The sequence below is a fragment of the Vibrio sp. 10N.261.51.A3 genome, assembly GCF_041471965.1.
GTDB lineage: Bacteria > Pseudomonadota > Gammaproteobacteria > Enterobacterales > Vibrionaceae > Vibrio > Vibrio crassostreae_C.
The window spans coordinates 1-25,805 of sequence record NZ_JBFRPK010000021.1; the positions used below are offsets into that span (position 1 = coordinate 1).

Genomic DNA, 25,805 nt, shown 5'->3' on the forward strand with positions numbered 1-25,805 from the left:
ATGCTCGGCGCACAAAGAAAGGCTCTAAGTATTCACTTAGAGCCTTTTTATTTCACTTCAAATTAGAATTAGAGTAACTGGTGCTTTGACAACACGACAACGACTTTCTCAATGAGACCACTACGAGAAAAGAGCTGTGAAGCCATTTCATGATTTAGCGTTAACGATGCAAATGCCTCACTTGTTCCGTCTTTAAACTGAACTTCAATACCCTGTGTTGGCTCATCATTGAGTTGGTAAATAAATGGTACCTGACAGTAAGTAAAAGCCAGTTGCCCAGCCTGAACAATAAAGCTCTGCATTTGTCCTTCAATATTTTGGCAGTCAAAAGTCGCCGCTTTTTGTAAGAACTCTTTAGGACTAAGAAGTGAAGGGTTAATTACAATTGTTCCATCAACGACCTCTAGACCTAGCTCGCCAAAACGGGTAATCACTTCTTCCTTAACTTGTCCTGTCATCCCTGGCTGCTGTGCTCCAGAGTGCTTTGGCGTATGAGAATACGGATCCGTCGGAAACGCACCGTAGTTTTCCGGCGTTTTGTTGAAACCAATACCAGCTCTCACTTTGTAATAGTAATCCGCTAATTTAAGAGTTTCCTGGCTATTAGAATCCATACTCCAAGCATGCTGATAGTTTTCTTGCACAGCTAGCAGCAACTTAGAAACCATATGCCAATAGATACAACCTAAACCTTCATAACCAAACATGGTTCCCGAACGCCCAGTAAAGGCTTTATGGTTGAATACACGCTCATACAAACTAGATACATGACAAAATTCATCATCACTAATTGACGGGTAATCGGCTTTAATTTCATCAATCGCAGCCTGAAGGAAACCTTTGTTTTCAAAGCTTGAATTGAAGTGGTAAGAACCTTTGCTGTCTTGGTTTACTAATCGGTTATCTTTGGCAACAACCATCATGCTTAACAATTTGCTCTGGTCAATGTCTTTAGCGTCTAAACAGTTTTTGTCCATAAAAGAAGCCAGCTCACGGTCAGGGTAAAGCATGAAGCTATTTTGATCAGCACGATACATGTCACTGGCAAACAATTTATCCAACAACTCAACCGCTTGCTTAGATGATAATAGACCCGAGCTCAATACTGCAACTTGCCCTTCTAGCATAGGGTAAAGCTCTTCAACCATTAAGCTCTCACCAGAACAACTCAAGATGTTATACGCATTGTACAAACCGTCTTCACGCAAGTTGTTTGCAATCGTAGAATCTAGGACTTTTAAGCTCGCGCCCATCAATTGAACAATCGCTTCTTTCTCAACTTTCGTTTTCCCTGAGAATCCATTTACTCGGTACACGCGCTCACGATAATTAGCAGCGGATTTAGCCAGCTTAGTCAGCATTGCTTTACGCGTTTGACGAGTGACCGTATCTTGACGAATCTCTGTATTTGCCTCTGAAACGATCTGTGTAACAGAAGACATCCACTCAAACACTTCTTTGGAAATACTGTATGACGATGGTGACTTCTCTAACAGGCGCTGCATAAAGGCAACATAGCGACGCATGTAGTACAAGGTTACCATTGAGAGGCCGTTGCCAACGATAGCGTTGTTTGCATCATTCCATTCTGGACGTTGTGTATTGAGCCAAATACCACCATCAAGCACTAAGTTACTCAATTTCGCCAATAAAGGGACGAGTATCTTCTCCATTAAGTTGACCATATAAACTTCTTGGTCACCCGTCATCAACAAGCGACCGTCACTGCCTAAGCTCTTTACACGTTGCTCTGTCAATTCCTGCAAGTCTTGGTTGAACTCTACGGTATCTTTAGGGTTATCAAAGAGGCCTTGAACTCCACAAAGCTCGTAAGGCACGTTGGCATAACTAAAAATGTCACTCTCTAGTAATTCGATAAGATCGCTTTGCTCAAATTTGTCTGCTAACTCAAGGAATTTTAATAGATAAATGATTTGATGATCGCCCCAGTAACCAATGTTACTCCAAGGATCATCCGCCTCTAACAGCTCCCAATCTACACCATCTTTAGTAATTCGATACGGATTGTAACCATCCACCGTTGAAGCATTAACAAACTTAGAGATGAATGATTTGATGAACCCTGGATAACTAAGAGCCATCGCTTCCCAGTTTTGGAAAATATCACGCCAGTTGCCTTGATAAGAAAGTAAGCGTTCGCCATTTTCATCTTTAAGCTTAATCTCATAGTGGTTCCAAGGGCGACTAGGGTCACCATGACGACGTCCAAAAGTAAGCGGTAGATACTCGTAGCTCAATCGAACTAATTGAGAATCCCCTGTCGCTTTAGCGCGCGAAACTAATTCAGAATGGCTGAAAACATCCCCTAACTGATCAAAAAAGTCTTGATGGCGGCCAGCTACCTGAGAGTTGGCCTTTTCCATAGTTTTAACTACGTCAACCTTTTCTAACATATAGCCGTTTTCAAACACGCCACCACGCATGTTATTGAACAACACATTGGCATAATGGTGAACGCTGGTATTTTCTTCAGCTGTTATTTGCCACGCATCCGCGCCAGACATTAATGTGATCAATTCATCTTGATTATCTGCAACGCTCTTTTCTAAAGCTAGTGCTAGGTTAGCAGGAACAGAGAGCTCAGATTGAAGCTGACAGATATCGGAATGAGTCTTGTCTATATCAGCGACAATCGACCAAACTTTGGTTTGATGTGCTCGCAGCGTCAGAGACTTATGAACTAAATAGCTCCCTCTAACCCCTTTCGTTAAAGGTTCACTTTTAACCGCTCGACCTTTTCTGAACGCATTAACTTGAGCACTCGTCAATAAAATTTGGCTGCTTTCCGTTTCTAAGCTGAAGACTGTCGTCGCTAGCAAAGATTCAGCAGGGTCGGCTCTATCGCTCAATTTCGCGTACATGCTGAACAGAGCTAATGAACTACCATCAACTTGTTCATTCCACTTGTACGCATCAACTAATGCACTTCTTGTTTGGAGAGCTGATAACGGAGCGCCTGAAGGAAGTATATTTTGTAAGCCATCTAGTGCTTCGACTTTACGCTCAAAGCTCGCGAGGTTGGTCAGTTTTGAACGACGAATAAAGCCGTATTTTTCACTCGTATTCCAGCTGTATTGGAACTGTAGTTGCAAAGTATGGTTTATCTCTTCAAATACAATCTTGTCTCCAATCGTATTTTTATAAAGATTGCGTTCAACATCAAAAATACCATCATGGAATGTATTAAACGGTTCCCAAAGTACAACCTTGTCGCCATGTTCAATACGGAAGATGGATTTTGAGCCGGTGTTTTCCGCATTTTCATGAATATGGTCAACAGACTTGTAAGGAAAAAGCGCATTTTCCGGACGAATGCGTCCAGCTGAAAGGCTGCCTGTTGATGAAATAAATAACCAGTGATCGCTCGACGATACAACGCTAATAAAGAATGGCGTCATTTGGTCAACATTAGAGATTTGGTAGTAACGCTCACCATCTAAATCAACGAACTTGCCATCGACCTCTGGTGTTAAGTTGTAGTCTTGTTTCATATCAAAATTCCAAAAATTCTTACACTTAAATTTTGAAAGCGCTTTCTTTTACGTTTCAAAAAGGATTTAAAGTTTACAAATGATGACAACGAGCAAAATGCTCTTCTGCAATTTGAGTCGGTTCTGGTATTGATTGCGTGCAAAGTTTGTCAGCTTTCATACAACGGCTTGCGAACGGGCAACCTACGCTACTTGGCTTCCAAGAAGGGATATCGCCTTTTTTCACGTTCATGTCACGCTTGCCCGATTTACCGACTTCTGGCACAGCTGACAACAACAACTGAGAATACGGATGTTGCGGGTTCTGAGTGACGTTGTCGCTATTGCCCCATTCGACCATATGTCCTACATACATCACCGCCGTTTTCTCAGCAAAATAACGCGCCGTCGCAATGTCATGAGTGATGTACATGAACGAAATACCATGCTTATCTTTCAAGTCAGCCATTAGGTTTAGGATTCCTAATCGCACAGACACATCAAGCATAGAGATAGGTTCATCAGCTAGGATAACTTCAGGGCTAACAGCAATTGCGCGTGCAATTGCGACACGCTGTCGTTGTCCACCACTTAGTTCATGGGGGTACTTCTCTGCGGTCTCTTTAACTGGTGTAAGCCCAACCATTTCAAGCAATTCATAAACGAGGTTCGGAATCGCTTTTTTTTCTGCTCGTTTATGGATAAGTAATGGTCGCGCAATATGGTGGTAAATCGTATGTACAGGATTCAACGAGCCAAACGGGTCTTGAAAAATCATTTGCACTTGGCGTGCATATTCAAGCTCACCATATTTTTCAATATAATCAGACAGAGGCTCACCTTTGAATTCGATATCTCCAGCCGTCTTATCGTAAATTCGGGTAAGAATTCGAGCTCCTGTGCTTTTCCCTGAGCCAGATTCGCCAACAATCGCTAATGCTTCTCCTTTACGAAGATCAAATGAAACATCATTTACGGCTCGCATCATATTGCTTTTGACTGACTGGCCAAGTGGGAAATCTTTTACCAAATTCTTAACTGATAAGATAACTTCGCTTTTATCAACGTTCTTTAAAGTATTCATAATCTTTCGCTCAAACTAGGTGACAAGATACGTGATGCCCAGTCGCAATAGCGCCCAAACGAGGCTCACTTTTAATGCACATTGAAATGCATTCGCCACATCGCTCTTGGAAGTTACATCCTTGAGGTGTATCCAAAAGGTTGACAGGATTCCCAGGGATCCCGTAGAGACGTTCTTTTGGCCCATGAATAGTCGGGAATGAAGAGATAAGCCCTTTTGTATAAGGATGCTTAGGTTCACTAAATACCGTTTTCGCATCACCTAATTCAATAAGGTTACCCGCATACATCACGCCAATTCGATCAGCAATTTCGCCCATGAGGCTTAAGTCGTGACTAATAAACAGAATAGAGAAGCCAAACTTACTCTTAAGCTCATACAGTTCATTCAAGATTTCACGTTCAACCACTACATCAAGTGCCGTTGTTGGCTCGTCCATGATGATCAGTTTAGGTTCCAGCGCCAAAGCAATAGCAATAACAACTCGCTGACGCATCCCTCCACTCAGTTGATGAGGAAAGCTCGACATTCTATCGCCATGAATCCCAACAGTTCCTAACAGCTCGACCGCACGATCGTGAGCCTGTTTATAAGGTATTTTTTTGTGCGCTAGAATAACGTCCGTTAGCTGCTCACCGATGGTAATAACGGGATTAAGTGAATTCATTGCGCTTTGAAAAACAATAGAAACGTCATTCCAACGGAAGTCACGTAGCTGCTTGTTATTCATCTTTAAAACATCCTGCCCTTTGTAGAGTATTTCACCCTCAGAGATAAGCGCTGGTGCTTTATGTAAGCGTGATATAGCAAAAGCCAATGTACTTTTACCGCAACCAGATTCACCGGCAATACCGAGCGTTTCACCGGGCGCAATGGAAATACTAACGTCATTAACGGCTCTTGCTACGCCATTAGGAGAAACGTAATCAACACACAGGTTATTAATTTCTAATAGATTGCTCATTATAGGCCTCGGCGTTTATCTGCTTCTTTTTTAAGTTTGTGCCACAGTTTGATGTGTGGGCCCGTACGTAATTTAGGGTTGCTCACTTGGTCAATAGACATGTTAATCAATGCGAGTCCACCACCAGTAATCGCTAACGCTAGTGCAGGCACCAGCATTTCCCACCATGCACCGGTATATAACGATGAAGAGGTCTGTGCCCAATACAACATAGAGCCCCAACTCACCTCTGTTGCATCACCTAAACCTAAAATACCTAGACCAGCTTCGGAGCCCATTGCGTAGATAACCGTGCCTAGGAAGCCACCAAAAACAATCGAAACTAAGTTTGGTAAGATCTCGACTAAAATAATGCGGATTTTTGACTCCCCCATCACCTCGGCAGAAATGATGAACTCTTTGCTTCTAATTGCCATGGTCTGTGCACGAATCACCCTAGCCCCCCAAGGCCAGGAGGTTATTCCTAACAACACGGTAATAACCAGCGAACCGACCTGCCCTAAGAATGCGGCGAGAACAATCAGCAAGGGTAATTGTGGAAACACAAGAAATACGTTAGTAATGAAGTTCAAGCGTTCATCGACTTTTCCACCAAAGTAACCAGATGAAACCCCAACTAGCACTGCTATTGTCATGGCTATTACGCCCGCAGAGATCGCAACAGTAAGCGACTTTCTTGCTCCAAATAGAACCTGGCTATATACATCACGTCCGCTACGAGTCGTGCCCATAATATGCTCAGAGCTTGGTGCAACATGTGGACGTGCTACGCGCTTTTCTGGGTTATGAGTCGATAATACAGGTGCAAATAACGCCCCGGCTAAGACAATCGTAAGTAAAAAAGTACCTATAATGGCCGGGGGGTTACCGTAGAAAAATGCGTAAGCTTTACCGAGAGTTTTCTTTACGTTTTTCCACGACCATTTTGGCTCACGTACTGGCATATTCGGCTGGTTAGCGGTTTTTTGAGTGTCCATTAAATTATCCATCATGCGCCTCAATTCGAGATTCTAGGGTCAAGCCAGACATATAGGAGGTCGGCAATAAAGTTAGCGGTTAGTACCGCTGTCACCAAGATAAGAAGAATGGCTTGGATAAGTGGGTAATCACGAGCAACGATGCCTTTAAGAAGGATGTTCCCCAAGCCTTGGTAGTTAAAAACCACTTCGGTCATGATTGAACCTGCGAATGAGAATCCGATTGCCATTGCAATAGCGGTCGCAACAGGAAGGATGGCATTTCGACCAGCATAGCGAGACATAACACGATAACTACTCAAGCCTTTGGCCTCTGCCATCGTTACGTAATCCTCACCCAACACGTTGATCATCGCATTACGCATATTGAAGACCCATGTTGCGATACCAACCAAGACCATTGAGCCCATAGGCAACACAGCGTGTTTAGCCACACTAGAAATAAACTCCCATGTAAAACCTGGCTCTAGCGATGGGTCATAAGTGTATGCCAAAGGTAATAGTTCGAGTTTTAAACCGAAGAAATAGAACAACAGTAACGCGGTCACGATGTACGGGAAGTTACTAATAAATGCCAAAACTGGCGGAACAATTTGTCCAAATAGCCCTTCACGTCGATACGATGCATACGTACCAATACTGACACCAATGATAAGAGCAACAATCAGCGAACCAAGCGCTAGGAACATAGTCCACGGCAGTGCCATAGCAAGGACATCTGAAACACTTACAGGAAACATAAGCACTGAAGGTCCCAGATCAAGAGTGAATACGCTTTTCATATACGCGAAGTATTGTTCGAAAACATTGCCATCAACAAAACCGTACATTTCACGAACAGCATCCATTTGAGCAGGATCCATTCGACCTTGAGCTGCAGCGAAAAGAGCATCAACAGGATCTCCTGGCATTAGGCGAGGCAACATGAAATTAAACGAGATAGCGATTAAGAAAGCGGTAAAATAGAAGCCAAATCGGCGAATTAAAAACGACATAAAAATCTTTTAACCTAGGGGCCACAACCTAAGCTGTAGCCCTCTCAAAAATAACTTACTTAAGGTGTAGATTGTTGAGAATTATTACTCTCTTACCACCGTCGTACCATACTGGCTGTACGTATGGGTCTTTTTCACTTGGCCAACCAACAATATGTTTAGTACTGTATTGGAACCAAGTTGGGTTAGAAAATAGAGGGATAAAGGGAAGGTTTTCAGCCGTAAATTCCTGAAGTTCACTCAACACTTTCTCTTGCTGCTCTGCATCACCAATTTTGCCGAAGCTGTCGATCAATGCGTCGATTTCTGGTGAATTAACACCGTGACCAGCATGCCAAGTTTTTCCGATTCGAGACGTTGAGAAGTACTCTTGGTACGCCAAGATTGGATTTGTCGCGACCATTGACCAGTTAATTGACATGGTATATTTGCTTTCTTTCAAATTGCTGTCATATACCGCCCAATCCACAGTCTTAACGTTTGCTTTCACACCCACTTCTTCAAAGTATTCAGATACCATCTGAACCACTTGGATCCAGTCGGTCCAACCGTTTACAACCTCGATATCAAACTCAACCGTTTCCCCGTTTGCTTTGTCGCGGAATCCATCACCGTTTTTGTCAACTAAGCCCGCTTCATCAAGTAAAGCGTTTGCTCTTTCAACATCGTACTTAGTTAGATAACCATATTTCTTAGATACATTTTTATCAATGTGCGTTTCGTATAGCTCACCGATGCCACCAGCATTGAAGTTTGCGGTCGGATAACCGTAAGCAGCAATATCAACGATGGTTTCACGATCAAGAGCCATAGAAAGTGCTTGTCGTACTCTTAGGTCATCAAATGGCGCTTCTTTGGTATTTACGTAAAGGTGGATAGCATCATTCGCTGGATACCAAAAATGGTTATTTTCTTTATCCATATCGACAAATGTTGACTCAACGTCAGCAATAAAATTTGAACCCCAATCAATCTCACCTTTGATTAAGGCAGGTTGGATCTGAGAGTTGTCATTGTAAGAACGGAAGTTGATGCAATCTAAATAAGGTCTATTTTCTAAATAGTAATTTGGGTTTCGGCACAGCTCCATCTGTTGCGGTTTAATGTATTTAACCGTCGTCATTGGGCCACTACCTACCGGGTTAAGGTTGGTAAACGTTGTCAGCTCTTCAACTTTCGACCAAATATGCTTTGGTACAATATGGTAACGCTCTAAGTTCCAAGCAAATGTAGAATCCGCTTCCGTCAGCTCAAACACGACGGTTCGCGCGTCAATAGATTTGATTTCTTTTAAATTACCTGAAGACCAAATACCTTTCTGGTCAAAAGCTGGTGCCTCTTTAGTCAACATAAAGCTAAAAACAACGTCGTCTGCAGTTAACTTTGAACCATCAGACCACTTCAAATTCTCTCGTAACTTAAGCGTCAATGTTTTCAGGTCAGTTGAATACTCAACCGACTCAGCCAGGCGATAATCAACATCACCTGTCATGTTGTTGAATACGACCAATGGCTCAAACATTACCCCATGCAGCAAGTCTTTAGTTGTATAAGGGTTAAAGTTTTCAACAAAGCCAGTATTGATAATTGGCACCGTTAGTGTGCCACCCTGCTTAACTTCATCTGCTTGTACAGAGGCTCCGAATAAAGCTCCAATGGCGAGCGAAGCAATCAATGTCTTTTTGTGCATCACGTTGTCCTTTTAATGATAATAACCAGAAAGAAAGCGCTTTCTTTTAACTTTAAAAAAGGGGGTGTTTTCGTATTCACTATCGGCAACTCGCATCAAGAAACCGCTTTCTTTAGGTGGATAATAAGCCGATAGAATGATTCTTCAACTTACATTTCGGTGAAACGAACCATAGATCACAAATTTAGAATAGATTGAGAATAGAAATACACAACAGTGCCATTCGTCACATTAATTGTTCACTAACACGAAAAATAATTTAAAAACAATAAGTTAAAATTCACTAATGGTACCCCCATGGTCTTTCCTAATCGTCGAACCTCTAACCCATCAATGAACTTATGTGCTTTCTTTAAAATAGCCTTTCCGTCGCGATTCTCAACATACATAGACTGTATCTATGTATGATTCTCTCAAAAACAAAAGAAAGCGCTTTCTTGGACGCTAAACCTATGTCAGCATACCAGTCATAAAATGTAAGTTCCCCCTTAGGACAACTATGTTTAACTTTTGGAATGGCAATAAATCAGGTAAAAGACAGCACTATGAGTTGGAGCTAATTCATAGCTTGTTGAATTGGGATCCGAACGAACCTATTGTCGTTCACAGCGATAATACAGACTTTCCAAGAGCTGAGGATGAAGGAAATATATTCCGCAAGAATTATGATGTACTCGTCACGGTGGCGGGAAACCGTAAATTTGCTGATAAGCCTGCAATCAAACTCAACTCTCCAATTTGTAAAGGCTTATTAGGACACCGTATCCTGATAATTAGGGAACAAGATCAACCCACATTCCATAATATCAACAGCAATAAACTGAAATCACTTATCGCTGGAATTCCTGCGACATGGGCTGATGCTGAGCTGTTTAGAGCAAATGGATATCGAGTACTAGAGCAAGGAACGTTACCAGAGATTCTGAAACTTCTCTCAGATAAAAAATGTGATTATGTGTCACTCGGAGCCAATGAAGTTGAAAGCATATACCAAGAACATACCTATTCCCTGGATGGGTTAGTCATAGAAAAAAGTATTATGCTTTATTACCCTCTTCCTCTGGTCTTCTATGTCCACCCAGACAAGGCTCAACTGGCTCAATTACTTGAGGACAAACTGCAAGACTACAAACTCAGTGGTGATTTCGAGCTATTGTTTAACCAACATTTCTGGGACGTAGTGAGATCCATTGGATTAGAACATCGCAAAGCTATTAACCTCGTAAATAAGGAGCTACCGCCAGAGCTAAGATCATTTAAGTCTCAAGTCATCTCGTGATTATAAATAGAGGAGACTTAAAACCATGCACCTAGATTTACAACATTAGGTGCATCCGCTTCATGCTCCTAATGTCGATATCATCAAACCATAGGCAAGATAACTAACGGCTTGCTTTTACATATAGCGGTGGATACTCAAGTCATCAGTTTTTATATCACTAGCAGAGCCACTGACCACGCTTGCCAAGATCTTTCCTGAGCCACATGCCATTGTCCAACCTAATGTCCCATGTCCAGTATTTGTAAATAGGTTCTTGATAGGCGTCTTACCGATAATAGGCGTACCATCCGGCGTCATTGGTCTTAACCCAGTCCAGTATTCAGCCTTAGAAAAGTCACCCGCTTGTGGGAAAAGATCTTTAATCACCATATCAATCGTGGCTTTGCGTTTTTCAGGGATAAGGTAATTAAACCCCGCAAGTTCTGCCGTCCCTGCAATGCGAATACGATCATCAAATCGCGTCATCGCTACCTTGTAAGTTTCATCCATCACAGTCGAGGTTGGTGACTTATCTGCATTCACGATCGGCAGTGTTAGCGAATAGCCTTTCACTGGATAAACCGGGATCGACAAATCGACTTGCTTCAACAGTTCTCGAGAATAGCTTCCTGAAGCGACCACGTAAGCATCCGCTTTGAACTCGCCTTGAGTCGTTGTAATACTCTCAATGGTTTGATTCTGATGATTGAGCCTAACCACTTCGGTATTAAACACGAACTGAACGCCGAGTTGCTTGGCTTTTTCGGTCAAGGTTAAACAGAACTGATGACAATCACCGGTTTCATCGTGTGGTAAATACAGGCCGCCCACCAGCTTGTCTTTAACGTCTGCTAAACCAGACTCCACTGACAGACACTGTTCAACATCAAACAGCGAGTGTTCGATTCCACTCTCTGTTAATAGCTTCATATCCTGCTGAATAGCGTCCAATTGTTTTTCGCTTCTGAATACTTGCAAGGTGCCTTTCTGCCGGCCCTCATAAGCCAAATCTTCACTGATTCTTAGATGAGTCAGGCAATCTCGGCTGTAGTTAGCGACTCGTAACATCCGCGATTTATTCTGTGCGTACTTGGCTTCATTACAGTTGGCGAGCATCTTAGTCGCCCAAGACATTAACTCTGGAGAAAGAGAAGGCTTCACTTTAAGTGGCGCATGTTCTTGGGTAAGCCATTTCATCGCTTTCAAAGGGATGCCCGGTGCCGCCCATGGTGATGAATAACCGTAAGAAATTTGCCCGGCATTCGCAAAACTGGTTTCTTTGCCACTGCTATCTTGACGATCGATAACCGTCACCGAGTGGCCCTCTTTCGCCAGATACCAAGCACTGGTCAAGCCAATCACACCGCTGCCAATTACAATTACTTCCATTCTCTTCCCCTAATGCCCGACAAAGCCAAAACCAGCCGAACACAACTGTCAGTGTAAAACTCGTTTCGTTAATGGTTTGTAACTTATTCCGTACGTGTTGACTTAACAATAGAGAGAGCGTTGACAAAAACTCAATTCGACTTAAAAACGAATTCGGCAGTTTGAAAGTGTGATATTGGCGGTATTTGAAAGCTTAGGTAGGAGTCGCTAAGTAAATCAACTAAGCCTAGATATTATAAGCGTCATGGCTTAAGAAAGTGGCGTTCTCGAGTAAGAAATCCAACAAGGTTTCGGCTTGTAGCGTAAGTGCACGGCCTTTCAAAGATTGAACCTTAACCGTCGCCTTCGATAGCATCTCCAACTCGGTCGCAACCACTTCAATCTGCCCTGACTTTATTTCATCGATCACAGTGAGCTTAGGCATAAAGGTGACGCCCAACCCTGCTGAAACGAAGTTAGTCAGTGCCGTGACTGAGTTAGTTTGAAGTTTTGGCTGCAAGGTAAGATGGGAAATTTGTTCAGCCTGCTTTACTAGCCTCCCCATACCGGTCGAGTTATCGATCAAGGCGAGAGAAGCGTCTTGAATATCTTGCATTACCACTGGTGCATCTTTCATCGTAAGGAAGTGCCCCTTCGGAGCAATCAATTCGAGCGGATGACTACGCTCGACGTGTGAATGCAGTTTAGGATGAGGTGCAGACGCATAGGTGATCGCGAAATCTATCTGTTGATCTTCTAACATTTTCACGGCATCCAATGCACCTGCAATTTCAATCGATAAATTGATATCAGGGTATCGAGCCATGAAGGTTTGCATCGGTTTAGAGACCAAGTTAGTAATAAATCCTTCTCCAATCGCGATGCTAACATTACCGCCCTTGAGGTTTTTAAGCTTGGTTAGTCGAGCAAGCACAGCGGCCTCTCCACGAACAATGGAACGGTAGTAATTCAGCAGTTCATTACCCGCTTCGGTTAACAGTGATTGGCGGTTGTTGCGCTCCCATACTTTCATTTCCGCTTGCGCTTCTAACTGTGTCAACATCCGACTCATCGCGGCAGGGTCAACGTTCATCATCTTAGATGCCTTACGTAACGACCTGTATTTTGATAACGCGTTTAAGTACTCGAGAGCACGGATATTAAAGTGGTGCATTCAACTTCCTTGTAATTCAACTGACACTTAATCAAGCGTCTCACAAATTTGCTGCGAACATATATCCCAATTTATCAAGATCGTAATTGCTCTTACTAACTTGTGCACCGAGTCACTTCAAGACATCACATCAAAGGCTGATATACGTGTTTTAGCTTGCTGTCGATAAAACAAAGGCGACGACTTTCGTCATCGCCTTTGTGGTCATTATCCCGATGTAAACCTCAAGCAGTCAATAACCGGTCACTTCACTACAGACCAACAAAGAAACTGATCACCAATGCGTTGATCAAATCAACAAAGAAACCACACACTAATGGCACCACAATGAACGCTTGTGGGCTTGCGCCATAGCGGTGAGTTACTGCGGTCATGTTCACAATTGCTGTTGCGGTCGAGCCTAGAGTGATACCACCAAAGCCTGAACATATCACCACAGAGTCGTAGTTTCTTCCCATCAAGTAATAAACGACAAACACAGTAAACAGCAGCGAAAGCAAGATCTGGATACTCATGACAACAGAGATATAGCCAAACAGTCCATCGAGATCCCAGATACGCAACCCCATCAATGCCATGGTCAAGAACATGCCTAAACAAATATCAGAGATCATCGCTAAGCCTTTGCGGCCTTGAGCGATTTTCTCTTGTGTACGACGTTTCTTAAACAGTGCGCGACCAACGTTTCCGATTAGGATACCTGCGATCAAACAGCTAACGAATAACGGCAGTTTTAGGCCCATCGAGTCGATAACTTCACTCAAGCTGTAACCCAGCATTAGTGTTAAGTTAAGAATCAACCACGCCCACAGAACGCCGTAGTGGCTAAGCTCTGTTTTTGTTTCACTCTCTTGGAATGCACCAACCGTAACCTCTTCTTCATTAGAAGGGCTTACTTTGTGTTTATTGAGCAGGTAGTTCGCAATCGGACCACCAATCACACACGCTGCAATTAAACCAACCGTGTTTGAAGCGACACCAAGTTCGAGCGCGTTAGCAATACCAAACTCTTCCACAAACATTGGCGCCCAAGCTAACGTTGTGCCTACGCCGCCTATCAAGCTAACAGACCCAGATAGCAAGCCTGCTTTCGCATCCATTCCAAAGCCAGAAGCGACTGCCATTCCGACTACGTTTTGCAACACGATAAAAATGGCAGCAAGACACAGTAGGATGAACAACGGTCGCCCGCCTTTAATCAGTGTTTTAATATCCGCTTGGAGCCCGATGCCAGCAAAAAAGTAGAGAAGCAAAAAGTCTCTGACATCTAGGCTAAAAGTGATTTGGATTTCAAAAATATAGTAAAGCGCCGCTACGGTCGCTGCGCAGACAAAGCCACCAATCACAGGCTCTGGCAGTGAATACTTTCTTAATACTTCAGATCGCTCGATCAAACCTTTACCGATAAACAGTAATGAAATCGCGATCGTAAAAGAGAGCATTGGAGAAACTAGGGTTTCTGTCATGAGGTTATGGATTCCTAATAGTTAGATTATTCATAATATTGCGTACTATTAATAATCTAGGTTCACGCCAAAAAATCAAGCGATTATCTATGATAAAAACACCTAATATGGTTAATTCTGCGACGGTATTAATAGAGATTATAACTATAAAGCAATGATTAAAGGAACGGATATTAGGGAGGTATACAGATGAGGTGGGATATAGAGGCTCTAAAACGAGAAAACCCCAGCATTTCTGCTAGGGTTTTGAATAGTGGTGGAAGGATGGGGATTTGAACCCCAGATACGCTATAAACGTATACTCGCTTTCCAGGCGAGCGCCTTAAGCCACTCAGCCATCCTTCCACAAATTGTGTGTTGAGCATGTCACTCAACGAGGCGCTACTTTATTGATTCTGCTTGCTTTGGTCAAGGGGCATTCTCAAAAAAAGTGCCTTTTTCGGTTTGTTCGATTACAAATTAACTCATTAGATCAAAAACAAACCAAATTTCATTCTTTCGCTGCACTTACGCTTGTTGCTTTTCTTAAGCTTGTTGATAGTAGCCAGGAACTCGAAACCATTTACGACACATATCGAGGAAGTAGCCGTAAAGTACGCCCATACCGCACGAGATGACTGCATTACTGGTGACAGCCGTAACGATCTGGTCGCCTGAAGCACCCACTGCCAACAAAATACCCGCATACACTGGAGACTGGAATAACACGTATGCCATCAAATCAGACAAGTTTTTCATCAATGAGCTTTCTGAAAGTTTTGCACCATTGCGTAAGAACCAATCACGAAAAACGCCATAAGGCCAAGCGATAGCAATGTTTACAGGAATAGATAACGTTCGAGAAGCAAGAGATTGCTCAAACGTCATACCAGAAATAAACACTTCTACGATCATGCCAGAAATAAAACAGAAAACGACCATAGCAAATGTATCCGCAGCTGCGTTTCGAATACAAAATGGACCACGAGACTTCATTGACGACAAACCTAAAATATATCACTGCTTAATTAGTGATTTAGTAACATATAAACAAGGCACATTTGCACCTCACCAGATAATGTCGCTATTAAATCACAAGATTAGTAGTCATACACTCCAAATTAAAAATCAAGTTGTAAATTAACAACCAAAAACCACTTTAAAAGCAGTCACTTTCACCAAAAAATCCAACCAAGGTCAAATATTGGACAGTTCGTCATTTACTTACCGTAATTAAACAACATTTAAGCCATAGGTAGATTTACAGTAATGATATTAATGACATCTTGTGTAGGTGGTGATCCTAAAGCAACCTGCTCTAACGCTTTATCGACTTGTTCAGTAAGTTCCGCGTTGTTCATAGCTTCAACGTGGACACGTAGGCTCTCTAGTGCAAATTGAATCAGTTCTAGGTTGTTGTCTTCTAGCGCCACATACAACGTCACTAACAGCTCTTCAGTGTTATCTTTGTTGCGAAGATCAGGTTTAGGCAGTGACTCGCTTTTACTTTTCGAATCGTGTGGTTTTACGTCTTGGCTTTCGAGCTCATCCGCTTTTACTTCATGGTATTGATAAAGCTTATTTGAATAGCGGAACAAGGCATCATCCAGTTCACGCTCGTCAATCGGCTTAGCAATAATATAATCCACACCTGCCCCCAACATACGCTCACGAGTCTCTTTAAAGACATCAGCCGTACAACCAAACACCAATACCGATGACACATCGCCTATCAAAGCACGAATAGCAGTGGTTGATTCAACGCCATCCATCACAGGCATATGGTTATCCATGAGCACCAAATCAAAGCGCTCAGCAACCACGGCTTGTATCGCAAGTTCACCGTTTTCGACGCTCTTACAGGTAAAGCCTTTACTGCTCATGAAGGCTTCAATGATCACCGTGTTAGTTCGGTTGTCCTCGACGATCAGTACCTTTAAGCCAGAGTAGTCCAACTTCTTATGTGGCAAACTCTCGATTTCTCCTGGCTGACATGGCTGAATCTTCAAGCGAACATCAAAACTCGTGCCTATCCCTTCTTCACTGGTGACGGTAATACTGCCATCCATCAACTGGGCAATTTTCTTCACAATCGCGAGGCCAAGGCCAGTACCGCCAAAACGCCTTGTGGTCGAAGACTCCGCTTGTTCAAACGGTTTAAAAATACGCTTCTGAGCTTCTTTAGAAATACCAATTCCGGTATCACGAACTCGAATGCTCAGATAGGTGTCACTCCCCTCTACAACTTCTTTCAGGTACACCTCAACAAAGCCTCTGGAAGTAAACTTCACCGCGTTGTTCAAAAGATTAAACAAGATTTGTCGTAGACGTGCTTTATCTGAGAAGTACCAACGACCAGAAGGCACCTCAGAATACACTTTGAATTGAAGTCCTTTCTCTGAAGAGAGTGTGAAGTAGACACTGTTGATACTGCCGATGATCGAATCGAGTGGAAAGCGAGTCTCATCAAGATCCAGCTTTCCCTGCTCGATCTTCGAAAAGTCTAAGATTTCATTGAGTAAGGTCATCATGTGATCACCGGACTCATACAAACTCTTGAGATGCTTCTCTTGTTCAGAATTTAAAGGCGTTTTTAATAGGATCTGAGCAGTACCCAATACCCCATTCATAGGAGTACGAATTTCATGTGACAGGGTCGCAAGGAAAGCGGTTTTTGCATTGGTGGATGCCTGAGCTTTAACCTTTTCCGCTTCGAGATAAATGGTCTTTTCGTTGAACGTTTTAATCAAGTGACCAATTTCGTCTTCACTTGAGTAGTCAACATCTATGATTTCGCCTGCTTTCGAGCTATCTAGCTGTGCGGCAATCGTTGTAATTGGACTAATCAAATAACGGTTCAATAAGTAATAGCCCGCCATCACACAAAGTAGCAATAGCGGAACAATACCGCCCTCAATACTCATCACCTGACGAAATACTTCGTCTGCTACACGTGACTTAGAATTAACTACATCCACTTGCCAACCGAAATCACCAAATTGATTGCTACTGATGTAGATCCCTTCAACGAGATTGAAGTTATGCGAAACTAACACTTGATTGAGTTTATCTCTGAGCATAATGCCAAGATTGTATTCTTCGGCGTGGTTCTTAATAAAGCCAAGCAGCTCTTCGAGCGAGAGATCCACCGTGGCAACACCTGCAAAAATGCCGTCGTAATAATAAGGCGATGAAGCGGTAATCATTCGAACGTGTGTGTATGGATCGATATACACATCGCTCCAAGAGATCGTTCCTTGTTTTTTGTTGACTACAGAGGTGTACCAATACTCTTCTTGATAAGGGCTGTTTTTAGGATTGTTATAAGAAAACAGCTGATCAATTTTTCCATCGTCGGCTTTATTGAAAAAGTGGCTGTTAAGAAGCTTTTTAGGGTCAAGCGCATAAGGTTCAGGCCAAATTCCAGCACTGACGATCGTATCGTCGCTCGCCGCCAACATGAATTTAAAGAGCGGAATAACATCATCACCGTTACGATGCGCTTGAGCAAAGCCAACTAGACTATCAACAAAGCCTTGAGAGCTGCTGAGCGGCTCTGTAATCAATGCGGATAAAAGTTGCGTACGCAAGTCGAGGTTTTGTTGTAATTTGGCGCGCACAGGGGATTCTACGACGTAATACGTCACACTACCGACAATGGCAATAAACATCGCAAGGTATAACCCAAGCGCTACCATACTTTTTTTCTTTAAAGACGACCGTATCTGCATAATTCTTTTATTGTTTTCTTTTCTGTTAAACCTAGTGTTTATCATCCATGACATCAAGCCTTTTTAGATTGAAGCTTGATTGGCACAAGTTCATTGGTACTATAAGCGCAAATATGTTCCCTTTTACGGTACCTCACTTTGACTTTACAAGATATTCTTGCGCTTCCAGAGTTGGAAGGAAAGCTAATCACAGAACACAAAACAATGGGCTTTGTCACTGCAATGGCAGCGGCACCTAATGTGTTAACCCCTCATGAGTGGCTACCGTTCTTATGGGGTGGCGAAGAAGTCGCGCCTTTTACGGATGGTGAGCAGCTAGAGAGCTACATTGAAGTTATCATCACGCTTTGGAATAAAACACGTCCTGAGCTAATTGAAGGAACGTGGGTTTGGCCTGAAGCTTGCCAATTGGATGATGCAGAAGTGGTGAATACCGCTGCTCGCGATTTCTGTGAAGGCTTACTTCAAGGCTGGCAGATCGCCCGTGATGACTGGGAAACATTGATGCCTGAAGAAAGCGAAGACAACGCACTCGTGGGCGGTGTGTTACTTTCACTGAGCATGCTTTACGATCCAGAAACGTCAATTGCGACACTTGCAGAGCAAGGCATCGAAGGCCTAGAGCAATTCGAAGAGATCTTTAACGCTGTTCCTGTGATGCTTTGCGGACTAACGCAGCGTGGCATTGCACTGGCTGAAGCTCAATAACAGTTAGCTTTATACAAGCCAAAAGGCCTCATTATGAGGCCTTTTTTAGTTTTCAAACGAAATAAAATAGTCGCTTTAGAAGCCTTTCCAATCGAAGTCATCAATTCGCTCATCAGCAATATAAAACAGCTTAGTGCCACTGCTGACCACTTGATCTAACTCTGGGTTGAGTTCAATACCGCTCCCCGTATCAATGGCGATCAGAGTTGCTTGATACTTCTCTTTAAACACTGAGAAAATAGGCGCGACGGTGACAGACTCAGCGTCTTCAGGGAAATACGTTGAATACTGTGTCATGCCTCTTGTTGAGCTCAATAATTCTTGGTGAAGCGCACTGGAACCTGGGTCTACCGCAGCCTTTGCTAGCATCTCAGCACCCACCGCTGGAATACATTCTGAGTTAGGGCAATGCTTGTGTAACAAATCGCTCAGCGCTTCATCTTTAAAGTAAACAAGAAGGTGCGCTTTAGGGTTTCGGTTGGCACAGTAAAGCGCCGCAGATAACGTAATGTCGTCTTCTGGGTTATCAATCAGGATGCAACTTGCAGACTCAATGCCCGTTTTCTCCATCTCTTTGCCATCGGTGTAGCTGTTTACTTTGACGAAATTGATTTCACCGGGTAACGGGTTCTCGATATCTGAACGCGTACATAGCACGATTGGTCGTTTACCCGTTTCTTCGTGTTGTAGCATGCGGATGAGATGAATGGTTCTTTGCTCATTCCACCCCAACATCAAAATGTGGTTGTCCACTCTAACTCTCCTTTTTCCTAGCAAGCCCGCTCGCCAATATTCAACACCTTCTGTCGCCACTTTACCGAGCAACGCGGCAAAAAGGCTCAACCCGCCTGGAATCACAAATAGAATAACGATCCACTGCCCCGCTACCGTGGTCGGTGATAAATCACCATAACCAACCGTAGAAGCCGTCACCACCAAGTAGTAAGCGAATACGGTAACCGAACTGGTTAAATCTGTTTCACCCGCCAAATACAGCATCGACCACGATAAAGCGATGTAGCCAAGAAAAGTGAACAGTAAGTTTTTGCCATTCAAAACAAAGATGTTTGCTTTGATCCAGCGTTTGAGTTGTAACCAGATTATCATTCGAGCCTCTAATCTTTTCCTCTTACTTACATGCTAGAAAAAATACGCGATATCAACAAGATGTATCATCAGAAAAAGATACATGACCACAAGATTGATATTGGCGGCCTATACGCAGATACAAAAAAACCAGCACTATTGGCTGGTTTTTTTATTGGTTAGATAAAAGAACGACTTACGCGTTACCTTTTACCTGCACATTTAACTGCTCTGCAAAATCTAGCATGCGGTTCAATGGAATAAGAGACTTCACGCGTAATTCGTCAGAAACGAAGATTTCGTGTTGCTCACCACCATTCTCAAGCGCGTTTTCAATCGCTTCAAGGCCGTTCATTGCCATCCAAGGACAGTGTGCGCAGCTACGACACGTTGCACCAGCACCCGCTGTCGGCGCTTCAATCAGCTCTTTTTCAGGAACCAATTGCTGCATCTTGAAGAAGATGCCTTTGTCTGTCGCAACAATCATCTGTGGATGAGGCAGCTCTTTTGCTTTCTTGATCAGTTGGCTTGTTGAGCCTACAGCATCAGCCAGTTCAACCACGCTTGCTGGTGATTCTGGGTGAACCAAGATAGCCGCTTCTGGGTATACCGATTTCATTTTCTTCAAAGCATCAGCTGAGAACTCATCATGAACGATACACTCACCTTGCCAAAGCAACATGTCAGCGCCAGTTTGATTTGCGATGTAAGAACCTAGGTGACGGTCTGGCCCCCAAATAATGGGTTTGCCTTCAGCGTCTAGGCTTTCAACGATTTCTAAAGCGATGCTCGACGTAACTACCCAGTCTGCACGAGCTTTAACAGCTGCAGAGGTGTTCGCGTATACAACCACAGTGTGGTCAGGGTGAGCATCACAAAATTCTGTAAATTTGTCAGCTGGGCAGCCAAGATCAAGCGAACATTCAGCTTCAAGTGTTGGCATTAAAATGCGTTTTTCAGGAGTAAGAATCTTTGCAGACTCACCCATGAAACGAACACCAGCGATGATCAAAGTGCTTGCTGAGTGACGGTTACCGAACTTAGCCATCTCTAATGAATCGCCAACGAAACCACCAGTTTCTTCTGCCAGAGCCTGAATTTCAGGATCGGTGTAGTAGTGTGCAATTAGAACTGCATCTTTTTCTTGAAGTAGTTTTTTGATGTTTGCGATGTGGGCCTGTTTCTGAGCGTCGCTCAATGGAACTGGCTTAGGCGGAAACGGGTAAACTGTATCGATTTTATCTAGTATATGACTCATTGCTCTTGCTCTACGCAACTTCTTCCGAGAATCCGAGTATTCTACACAGGACAGCGATTGGGATCAAAAAGGATTGGTTGCAAGCGGTGACTAGCTAATGCTTAAAACGCATAAACAAGGCGATGTGTTGTCATCACTAGCAAGAGAAGTAAACACTAAACGGAAGTGAACAGGTATAAAAAAGAGGCGCCTAAGCACCCCTATTTTGGTTATAAGTGGGTTTTGGCCACTTTAGCCGAAGCACTGTTTGGGTGCTCGGTTACGACTTGTTGGTAATATTTCTTAGCTTGCGTCGCGTTGTTGTTGCGCGCTGCTATGTCACCAAGCTTAACCAGTGCATCTGCTCGCTTGTTTGAGTCTTTGTACGACACAACAGCAGCGAAGCTCTTCACGGCTTCTTTATCTTGCTTCTTAGCGAAATAAAGCTGACCTAACCAGTAATGTGAGTTAGGTGTGAAGGTAGAATCTGGGAAGTCTTTTTGAAACTTTTGGAATGCAGCGATAGCACCCGTGTAGTCTCGTTGCTTTAGAATCATATCTACAGCATTTTGATAAGCAGTTTGCTCATCCACATCAGTACTGAACGTACCAGAAGCGTCTTTAGAGCCTTCGCTCGCCGCCACTGCTACCGTTGCTGTTCCTGCTGCTTTCACCTCGCCTCTTACGCGATCCAGTTCAATGAACAGTTCACGCTGACGCTCTAGCATTTGCTTCATATCGTAGCTGTTTCGTTCCAGATCACCACGAAGTTCACTGATCTCCAGTGCCATGTCGTCGATTTGCTGTTGCATTTGAAGCTGAACGAGATTGCGATTTTGAAGCAGGCGCTCTAAACGCTCAATATCTGATTCGTTAGATGCTGATCGAGAGGAAGATGATGAATTGGTTGCGGTGCTATTGAGATCGGATACTGGAGCTGGTGCAGCGAACGCGGTGTTCGCTGCACTTGCCAGTAACGAAAGCAAAATGACTCGCTTTGTGTTACTGAACATGAGGCAATTCCTCAATTATATAGTCTACTAAAATTAGTAAACTAGTACTGCGCGACGGTTTTTAGCGTACACATCTTCAGATTGACCTAGAAGAAGTGGCTTCTCTTCACCGTAGCTTACGATAGAGATTTGGTCAGCTTGAACACCTAGAGCTTGTAGGTATTTCGCTACAGCTTGTGCACGACGCTCGCCAAGTGCGATGTTGTACTCAGGAGTACCGCGCTCATCAGCGTGACCTTCGATAGTAACGTTCATGTCAACGTTCTTAACTAGGTATGCTGCGTGAGCTGCTAGCATTTCTTCGTAATCGCCAGCGATAGTAGAGTTATCGAATGCGAAGTAGATTGTTTGAGTTTCACGTAGCGCTTGCTCTTTAAGCTCTTGCTCAGACAGTTGACCGTTAGCGTCAATTGGCGTTACAACAGTTGTGTCTACATTGCCTTCTGAACCTGAAGTTGTTTGGTTGCTTTCAGTACCAGATGTTGCAGATGTTGCTTCATCAGTTGAGCTACATGCCGTTACTGCCATCACTGGTAGTGCAATCATCAAGCCTTTAAGAACTTTGTTAAGTTGCATCTTTTTTTCCTTACGTTATCAAACTTAGTTTCTACAGCGACTAAGAGTGCTATAGATAGTTAAATGCCACAATAGTTAACACTATCAATAGCTAAAAGAATATGTAATTTTCCCTAGAGGAACGGTGACCATGCAGGCGCTCTTACGCGTCCGTTAGTTGCCGGTAATCTAGCTTTAAAACGTCCATCGATAGAAACCATCGATAGTACATTTGTTTTGTTGTAAATAGAGCTATAGATAACCATACCTCCATTCGGTGCAATACTTGGAGACTCATCTAACAATGTTTTTGTTAGTACCTGAACCGCACCGGTTTCCAAATCTTGCTTAGCCAAGTTAAAACCTGAGTTGCTGCGATTCACCATGATCATGAATCGACCATCAGGAGTGATCTGGCCACCTAAGTTTTGGCTACCTTGCCAAGTAATACGAGAAGTCGAATTATTGGACAAATTTACATTATAAATCTGTGGTTTACCACCACGATCCGATGTGAAAATAAGAGACTTGCCATCTGGGTGCCAGAATGGTTCAGTATTATTCGAACGGCCGCGGGTAATTTGAGTCAGCTTACGGCTAGCAAGGTCAAGTGTGTACACCTGAAGGCTGCCCGTTTTAGACAATACCAATGCCAATGTTTTACCATCTGGCGAGAATCTTGGCGCACCATTGTGACGAGGGTATGACGTCACTTTCTCACGTTCACCCGTGTAAATATTCATGATGAATATTTCAGCTTGGCCATTCTGGAAGCTCACATAAGCTAGCTTTTTGCCGTCTGGTGACCATGCTGGAGACATGAGAGGCTGCTTAGAACGAAGTACTAAACGCTCGTTAAAGCCATCGTAGTCAGCAACACGAAGTTGATACGGGTACTTGTCTTTATCGTTCACTACCACGTAAGAGATACGAGTTAAGAACGCGCCTTTCTCACCAGTTAGCTCTTCATACACTAGGTCTGAGATACGGTGTGCGTACTCTCTCAAGCGATTACCAGGAACCGTAGCCTTCTTATTGAATAGAACGTGATCTTTAGAAAGCACTAATTGGCCTTCATCACTCAGCGCACGACTTTGTCCTTTGGTCAGTTGACCACGAACAATGTCGATCAATTGGTAATTCACCACATACTGCCCTTCGGCATTTTTAGTGATACTACCGGTAAGCAATGAGTCAACACCTAGGTTAGTCCAAGCATCAAAGTTAACCTCAGTTTCGCTGTAAGGCGTTTGAGGCATTTTGCTTGTCGCAACTGGGCTGAATTTACCACTGCGCTGTAAGTCAGAAGCGATAACCGCTGATACATCGTGTGGCAATGGCTCTGAGCCTTCCCAACGGAAAGGTACAATAGCTATAGGTCTTGCAGAGTTAATACCGTCTGTAATAACCAGCTCCAGCGCTGCATGTGCAAACTGGCTGCTTGTAGCTATTAAGAAAACAAAACTCAGTAATAGTTTCTTTAACACAAGTTCGTCCTTTTACTCTGGTGATACAGTTAAGTTAATGTCTTTCAGTGAGTTCACAATGTCTGGGTCTTTAGGCAACGGGTAAGATTGTACTTGTGCCACCGCACGCTTGGTTGCTGCACATAAACGGCTATCGCCATCTAAGATACTCAAACTACCCAATATCGCGTTAGAGCCCGTTGGAATCAGCTTAAGGTTCACTCGACATGAGCGTCCTCGATAGCTGTCTTCTAACAACAGGTTCTGTTGAATCAGTTGGGTATAGATAGCCCCGTAACGTTGCGCTTCATCAGTGATAAATTGTTGTCTTGCTGAAGAGTTTTGAGTCGCTTCCGTTTCAAGCCCAGCAAAGATATCGTTCAATGCGGCTTCTTGTTGTTTACGCTCTTTTTCTGCTTTTGCTGCAGCTTCTTTTGCCTTACGGGCTTTCTCTGCTGCGGCTGCCGCTTCTTTCTCTTTCGCTATGCGTTGCTTTTCCGCGAGTTCAGCGGCTTCTTTCTCTTTACGAGCTTTGTCTGCTGCCTCTTTCGCTGCTTTTTCTTTTGCCACGCGTTCTTGTTCAGCTTTTGCGATTGCCGCTTCTTTGGCTTTACGCTCGTTCTCGGCTTTCACTAACGCAGCTTCTTTTAGCTTACGGTCAGCTTCGGCTTTAGCGGCTTTCTTTTGCTCTTGCTGTAAACGCGCTTCTTCAGCTTTGCGTTGTTTCTCTTTCTCAACTCGACGCTTTTCAGCTTCACGAGTTGCTTTAGCTTCTTTCGCTTGCTGTTCTTTTAGCTTGCGAATATTTTCTTCTTCAGCTTTACGATTCTTTTCAAGTCGTTCGCTTTCACGTCTTAGTTTGTCAAGACGCTCTTGCTCTTTCTTGCTTGCCGCTTCTCTTTGTTGACGAATCTGTTGAGCTTGCTGGCGAACCAACTGAGGATCAATCACCACTGCTTGAACCATCTGCCCTGTAGGCTTTGGCTCTGACATCGTGAAATCCGCCCCCCAAATGAGCGCAACGAATAAAATGACGTGCAGCCCAAGAGAAATAAGAAGCGGTGATCTGAAATTATTGGATTTTTTATTATTCGCTTTCATGAATGCTACGGAGCTATTCCCTTATATCCGTTAAAAGGCCAACCTTTGGCACACCTGCACGGCTTAATTCATCAAGTAATAAAACCACTTCAGCGTATGGCGTTGCGGCATCACCACCAACCGCCACTGGAGAGTTTGGCTTCAGAGACAACTCGGCTTTCACACGGACGATAATATCTTCCATTGATAAGCCACGCTGTACTTCTTCGTCATTAACGCTCAAGCCAAGTTCACCGTCTTTGTTCACTTCAACGATGATGAAACTTGCATTGTCGTCACCCAGTAGGTCTTGTGCCGATTTAGCCGTTGAAGCCTGAGGCAATTCAACGTCAACGCCTTGAGTAACAAACGGCGAAGTCACCATAAAAATGATCAGCAAAACAAGCATAACGTCGATGTAAGGTACAACGTTAATCTCTGCTGTCATTTTGCGTTTTTTAGGTTGGTATCCAGCCATCT

20 protein-coding genes and 1 tRNA gene are annotated in these 25,805 nt (G+C 43.5%); 2 read left to right on the plus strand and 19 right to left on the minus strand.

The annotated features are described in order from the left end of the window. Positions 1-68: 68 nt before the first annotated feature. The 6 genes from AB4371_RS05265 to AB4371_RS05290 form a co-directional block, all read right to left on the minus strand. Positions 69-3,512 carry a hypothetical protein gene (locus AB4371_RS05265; protein ID WP_372149187.1) on the minus strand — a complete coding sequence of 1,148 codons (3,444 nt, stop codon included), beginning with the start codon at positions 3,510-3,512 and terminating at the stop codon, positions 69-71. A 73-nt stretch (positions 3,513-3,585) separates the two neighbouring features. Continuing rightward, positions 3,586-4,575, minus strand: coding sequence for an ABC transporter ATP-binding protein (locus AB4371_RS05270; RefSeq protein WP_372149189.1), 990 nt, complete (start codon positions 4,573-4,575; stop codon positions 3,586-3,588). Positions 4,576-4,585: 10 nt separating this feature from the next. Then, on the minus strand, positions 4,586-5,539 hold the full coding sequence (locus AB4371_RS05275; protein WP_019821072.1) for an ABC transporter ATP-binding protein: 954 nt from the start codon (positions 5,537-5,539) through the stop codon (positions 4,586-4,588). Then, positions 5,539-6,516 (minus strand): ABC transporter permease subunit, encoded by a 978-nt coding sequence (locus AB4371_RS05280; RefSeq protein WP_019821070.1) that lies wholly within the window; start codon positions 6,514-6,516, stop codon positions 5,539-5,541. The genes AB4371_RS05275 and AB4371_RS05280 overlap by 1 nt, the downstream gene beginning before the upstream one ends. Positions 6,517-6,536: 20 nt before the next feature. Next, positions 6,537-7,511, minus strand: a complete 975-nt coding sequence (locus tag AB4371_RS05285; protein ID WP_017071753.1) for an ABC transporter permease — start codon at positions 7,509-7,511, stop codon at positions 6,537-6,539. 55 nt (positions 7,512-7,566) lie between these two features. Then, complete coding sequence (locus tag AB4371_RS05290; protein WP_017071752.1) at positions 7,567-9,201, minus strand: ABC transporter substrate-binding protein; 1,635 nt, start codon at positions 9,199-9,201, stop codon at positions 7,567-7,569. A gap of 499 nt (positions 9,202-9,700) precedes the next feature. Between AB4371_RS05290 and AB4371_RS05295 the strand changes: the two genes are divergently transcribed. Beyond that, entirely contained in the window at positions 9,701-10,480 is a 780-nt protein-coding gene (locus AB4371_RS05295; protein ID WP_372149192.1) for an ABC transporter substrate-binding protein, read from the plus strand. A 117-nt stretch (positions 10,481-10,597) separates the two neighbouring features. Here AB4371_RS05295 and AB4371_RS05300 read toward each other — a convergent pair whose 3' ends face one another. From AB4371_RS05300 to AB4371_RS05325, 6 genes are all read right to left on the minus strand, one after another. Beyond that, complete coding sequence (locus AB4371_RS05300) at positions 10,598-11,851, minus strand: D-amino acid dehydrogenase (protein ID WP_372073325.1); 1,254 nt, start codon at positions 11,849-11,851, stop codon at positions 10,598-10,600. 226 nt (positions 11,852-12,077) lie between these two features. Further along, entirely contained in the window at positions 12,078-13,004 is a 927-nt protein-coding gene (locus AB4371_RS05305; RefSeq protein ID WP_136973584.1) for a LysR family transcriptional regulator, read from the minus strand. A 251-nt stretch (positions 13,005-13,255) separates the two neighbouring features. Further along, positions 13,256-14,470 (minus strand): sodium/glutamate symporter, encoded by a 1,215-nt coding sequence (gene gltS / locus AB4371_RS05310; protein ID WP_017062061.1) that lies wholly within the window; start codon positions 14,468-14,470, stop codon positions 13,256-13,258. A 254-nt stretch (positions 14,471-14,724) separates the two neighbouring features. Further along, a tRNA-Ser gene (locus AB4371_RS05315) sits at positions 14,725-14,815 on the minus strand. Between the two features lie 180 nt (positions 14,816-14,995). Next, on the minus strand, positions 14,996-15,445 hold the full coding sequence (locus AB4371_RS05320) for an L-alanine exporter AlaE (RefSeq protein WP_017062062.1): 450 nt from the start codon (positions 15,443-15,445) through the stop codon (positions 14,996-14,998). A 248-nt stretch (positions 15,446-15,693) separates the two neighbouring features. Next, positions 15,694-18,147, minus strand: coding sequence for an ATP-binding protein (locus AB4371_RS05325; RefSeq protein WP_372149195.1), 2,454 nt, complete (start codon positions 18,145-18,147; stop codon positions 15,694-15,696). A gap of 171 nt (positions 18,148-18,318) precedes the next feature. Between AB4371_RS05325 and AB4371_RS05330 the strand changes: the two genes are divergently transcribed. Continuing rightward, complete coding sequence (locus AB4371_RS05330) at positions 18,319-18,888, plus strand: UPF0149 family protein (protein WP_017083925.1); 570 nt, start codon at positions 18,319-18,321, stop codon at positions 18,886-18,888. Positions 18,889-18,963: 75 nt separating this feature from the next. Here AB4371_RS05330 and AB4371_RS05335 read toward each other — a convergent pair whose 3' ends face one another. The 7 genes from AB4371_RS05335 to tolR form a co-directional block, all read right to left on the minus strand. After that, positions 18,964-19,995: a potassium channel family protein gene (locus AB4371_RS05335; RefSeq protein ID WP_017063519.1), complete on the minus strand. Its 1,032-nt coding sequence runs from the start codon at positions 19,993-19,995 to the stop codon at positions 18,964-18,966. A 175-nt stretch (positions 19,996-20,170) separates the two neighbouring features. Beyond that, positions 20,171-21,232 carry a quinolinate synthase NadA gene (gene nadA, locus AB4371_RS05340; protein ID WP_017062067.1) on the minus strand — a complete coding sequence of 354 codons (1,062 nt, stop codon included), beginning with the start codon at positions 21,230-21,232 and terminating at the stop codon, positions 20,171-20,173. Between the two features lie 209 nt (positions 21,233-21,441). Beyond that, positions 21,442-22,224, minus strand: a complete 783-nt coding sequence (gene ybgF / locus AB4371_RS05345) for a tol-pal system protein YbgF (protein ID WP_017062068.1) — start codon at positions 22,222-22,224, stop codon at positions 21,442-21,444. Between the two features lie 33 nt (positions 22,225-22,257). Beyond that, positions 22,258-22,800, minus strand: coding sequence for a peptidoglycan-associated lipoprotein Pal (gene pal, locus AB4371_RS05350; protein ID WP_017062069.1), 543 nt, complete (start codon positions 22,798-22,800; stop codon positions 22,258-22,260). Positions 22,801-22,913: 113 nt separating this feature from the next. Continuing rightward, on the minus strand, positions 22,914-24,266 hold the full coding sequence (gene tolB / locus AB4371_RS05355; RefSeq protein WP_017062070.1) for a Tol-Pal system beta propeller repeat protein TolB: 1,353 nt from the start codon (positions 24,264-24,266) through the stop codon (positions 22,914-22,916). A 12-nt stretch (positions 24,267-24,278) separates the two neighbouring features. After that, a complete protein-coding gene (tolA, locus tag AB4371_RS05360; protein WP_017062071.1) occupies positions 24,279-25,346 on the minus strand; it encodes a cell envelope integrity protein TolA in 1,068 nt (355 codons plus the stop codon). Positions 25,347-25,359: 13 nt separating this feature from the next. Next, entirely contained in the window at positions 25,360-25,803 is a 444-nt protein-coding gene (tolR, locus tag AB4371_RS05365) for a protein TolR (protein WP_017062072.1), read from the minus strand. Positions 25,804-25,805 lie beyond the last annotated feature (2 nt).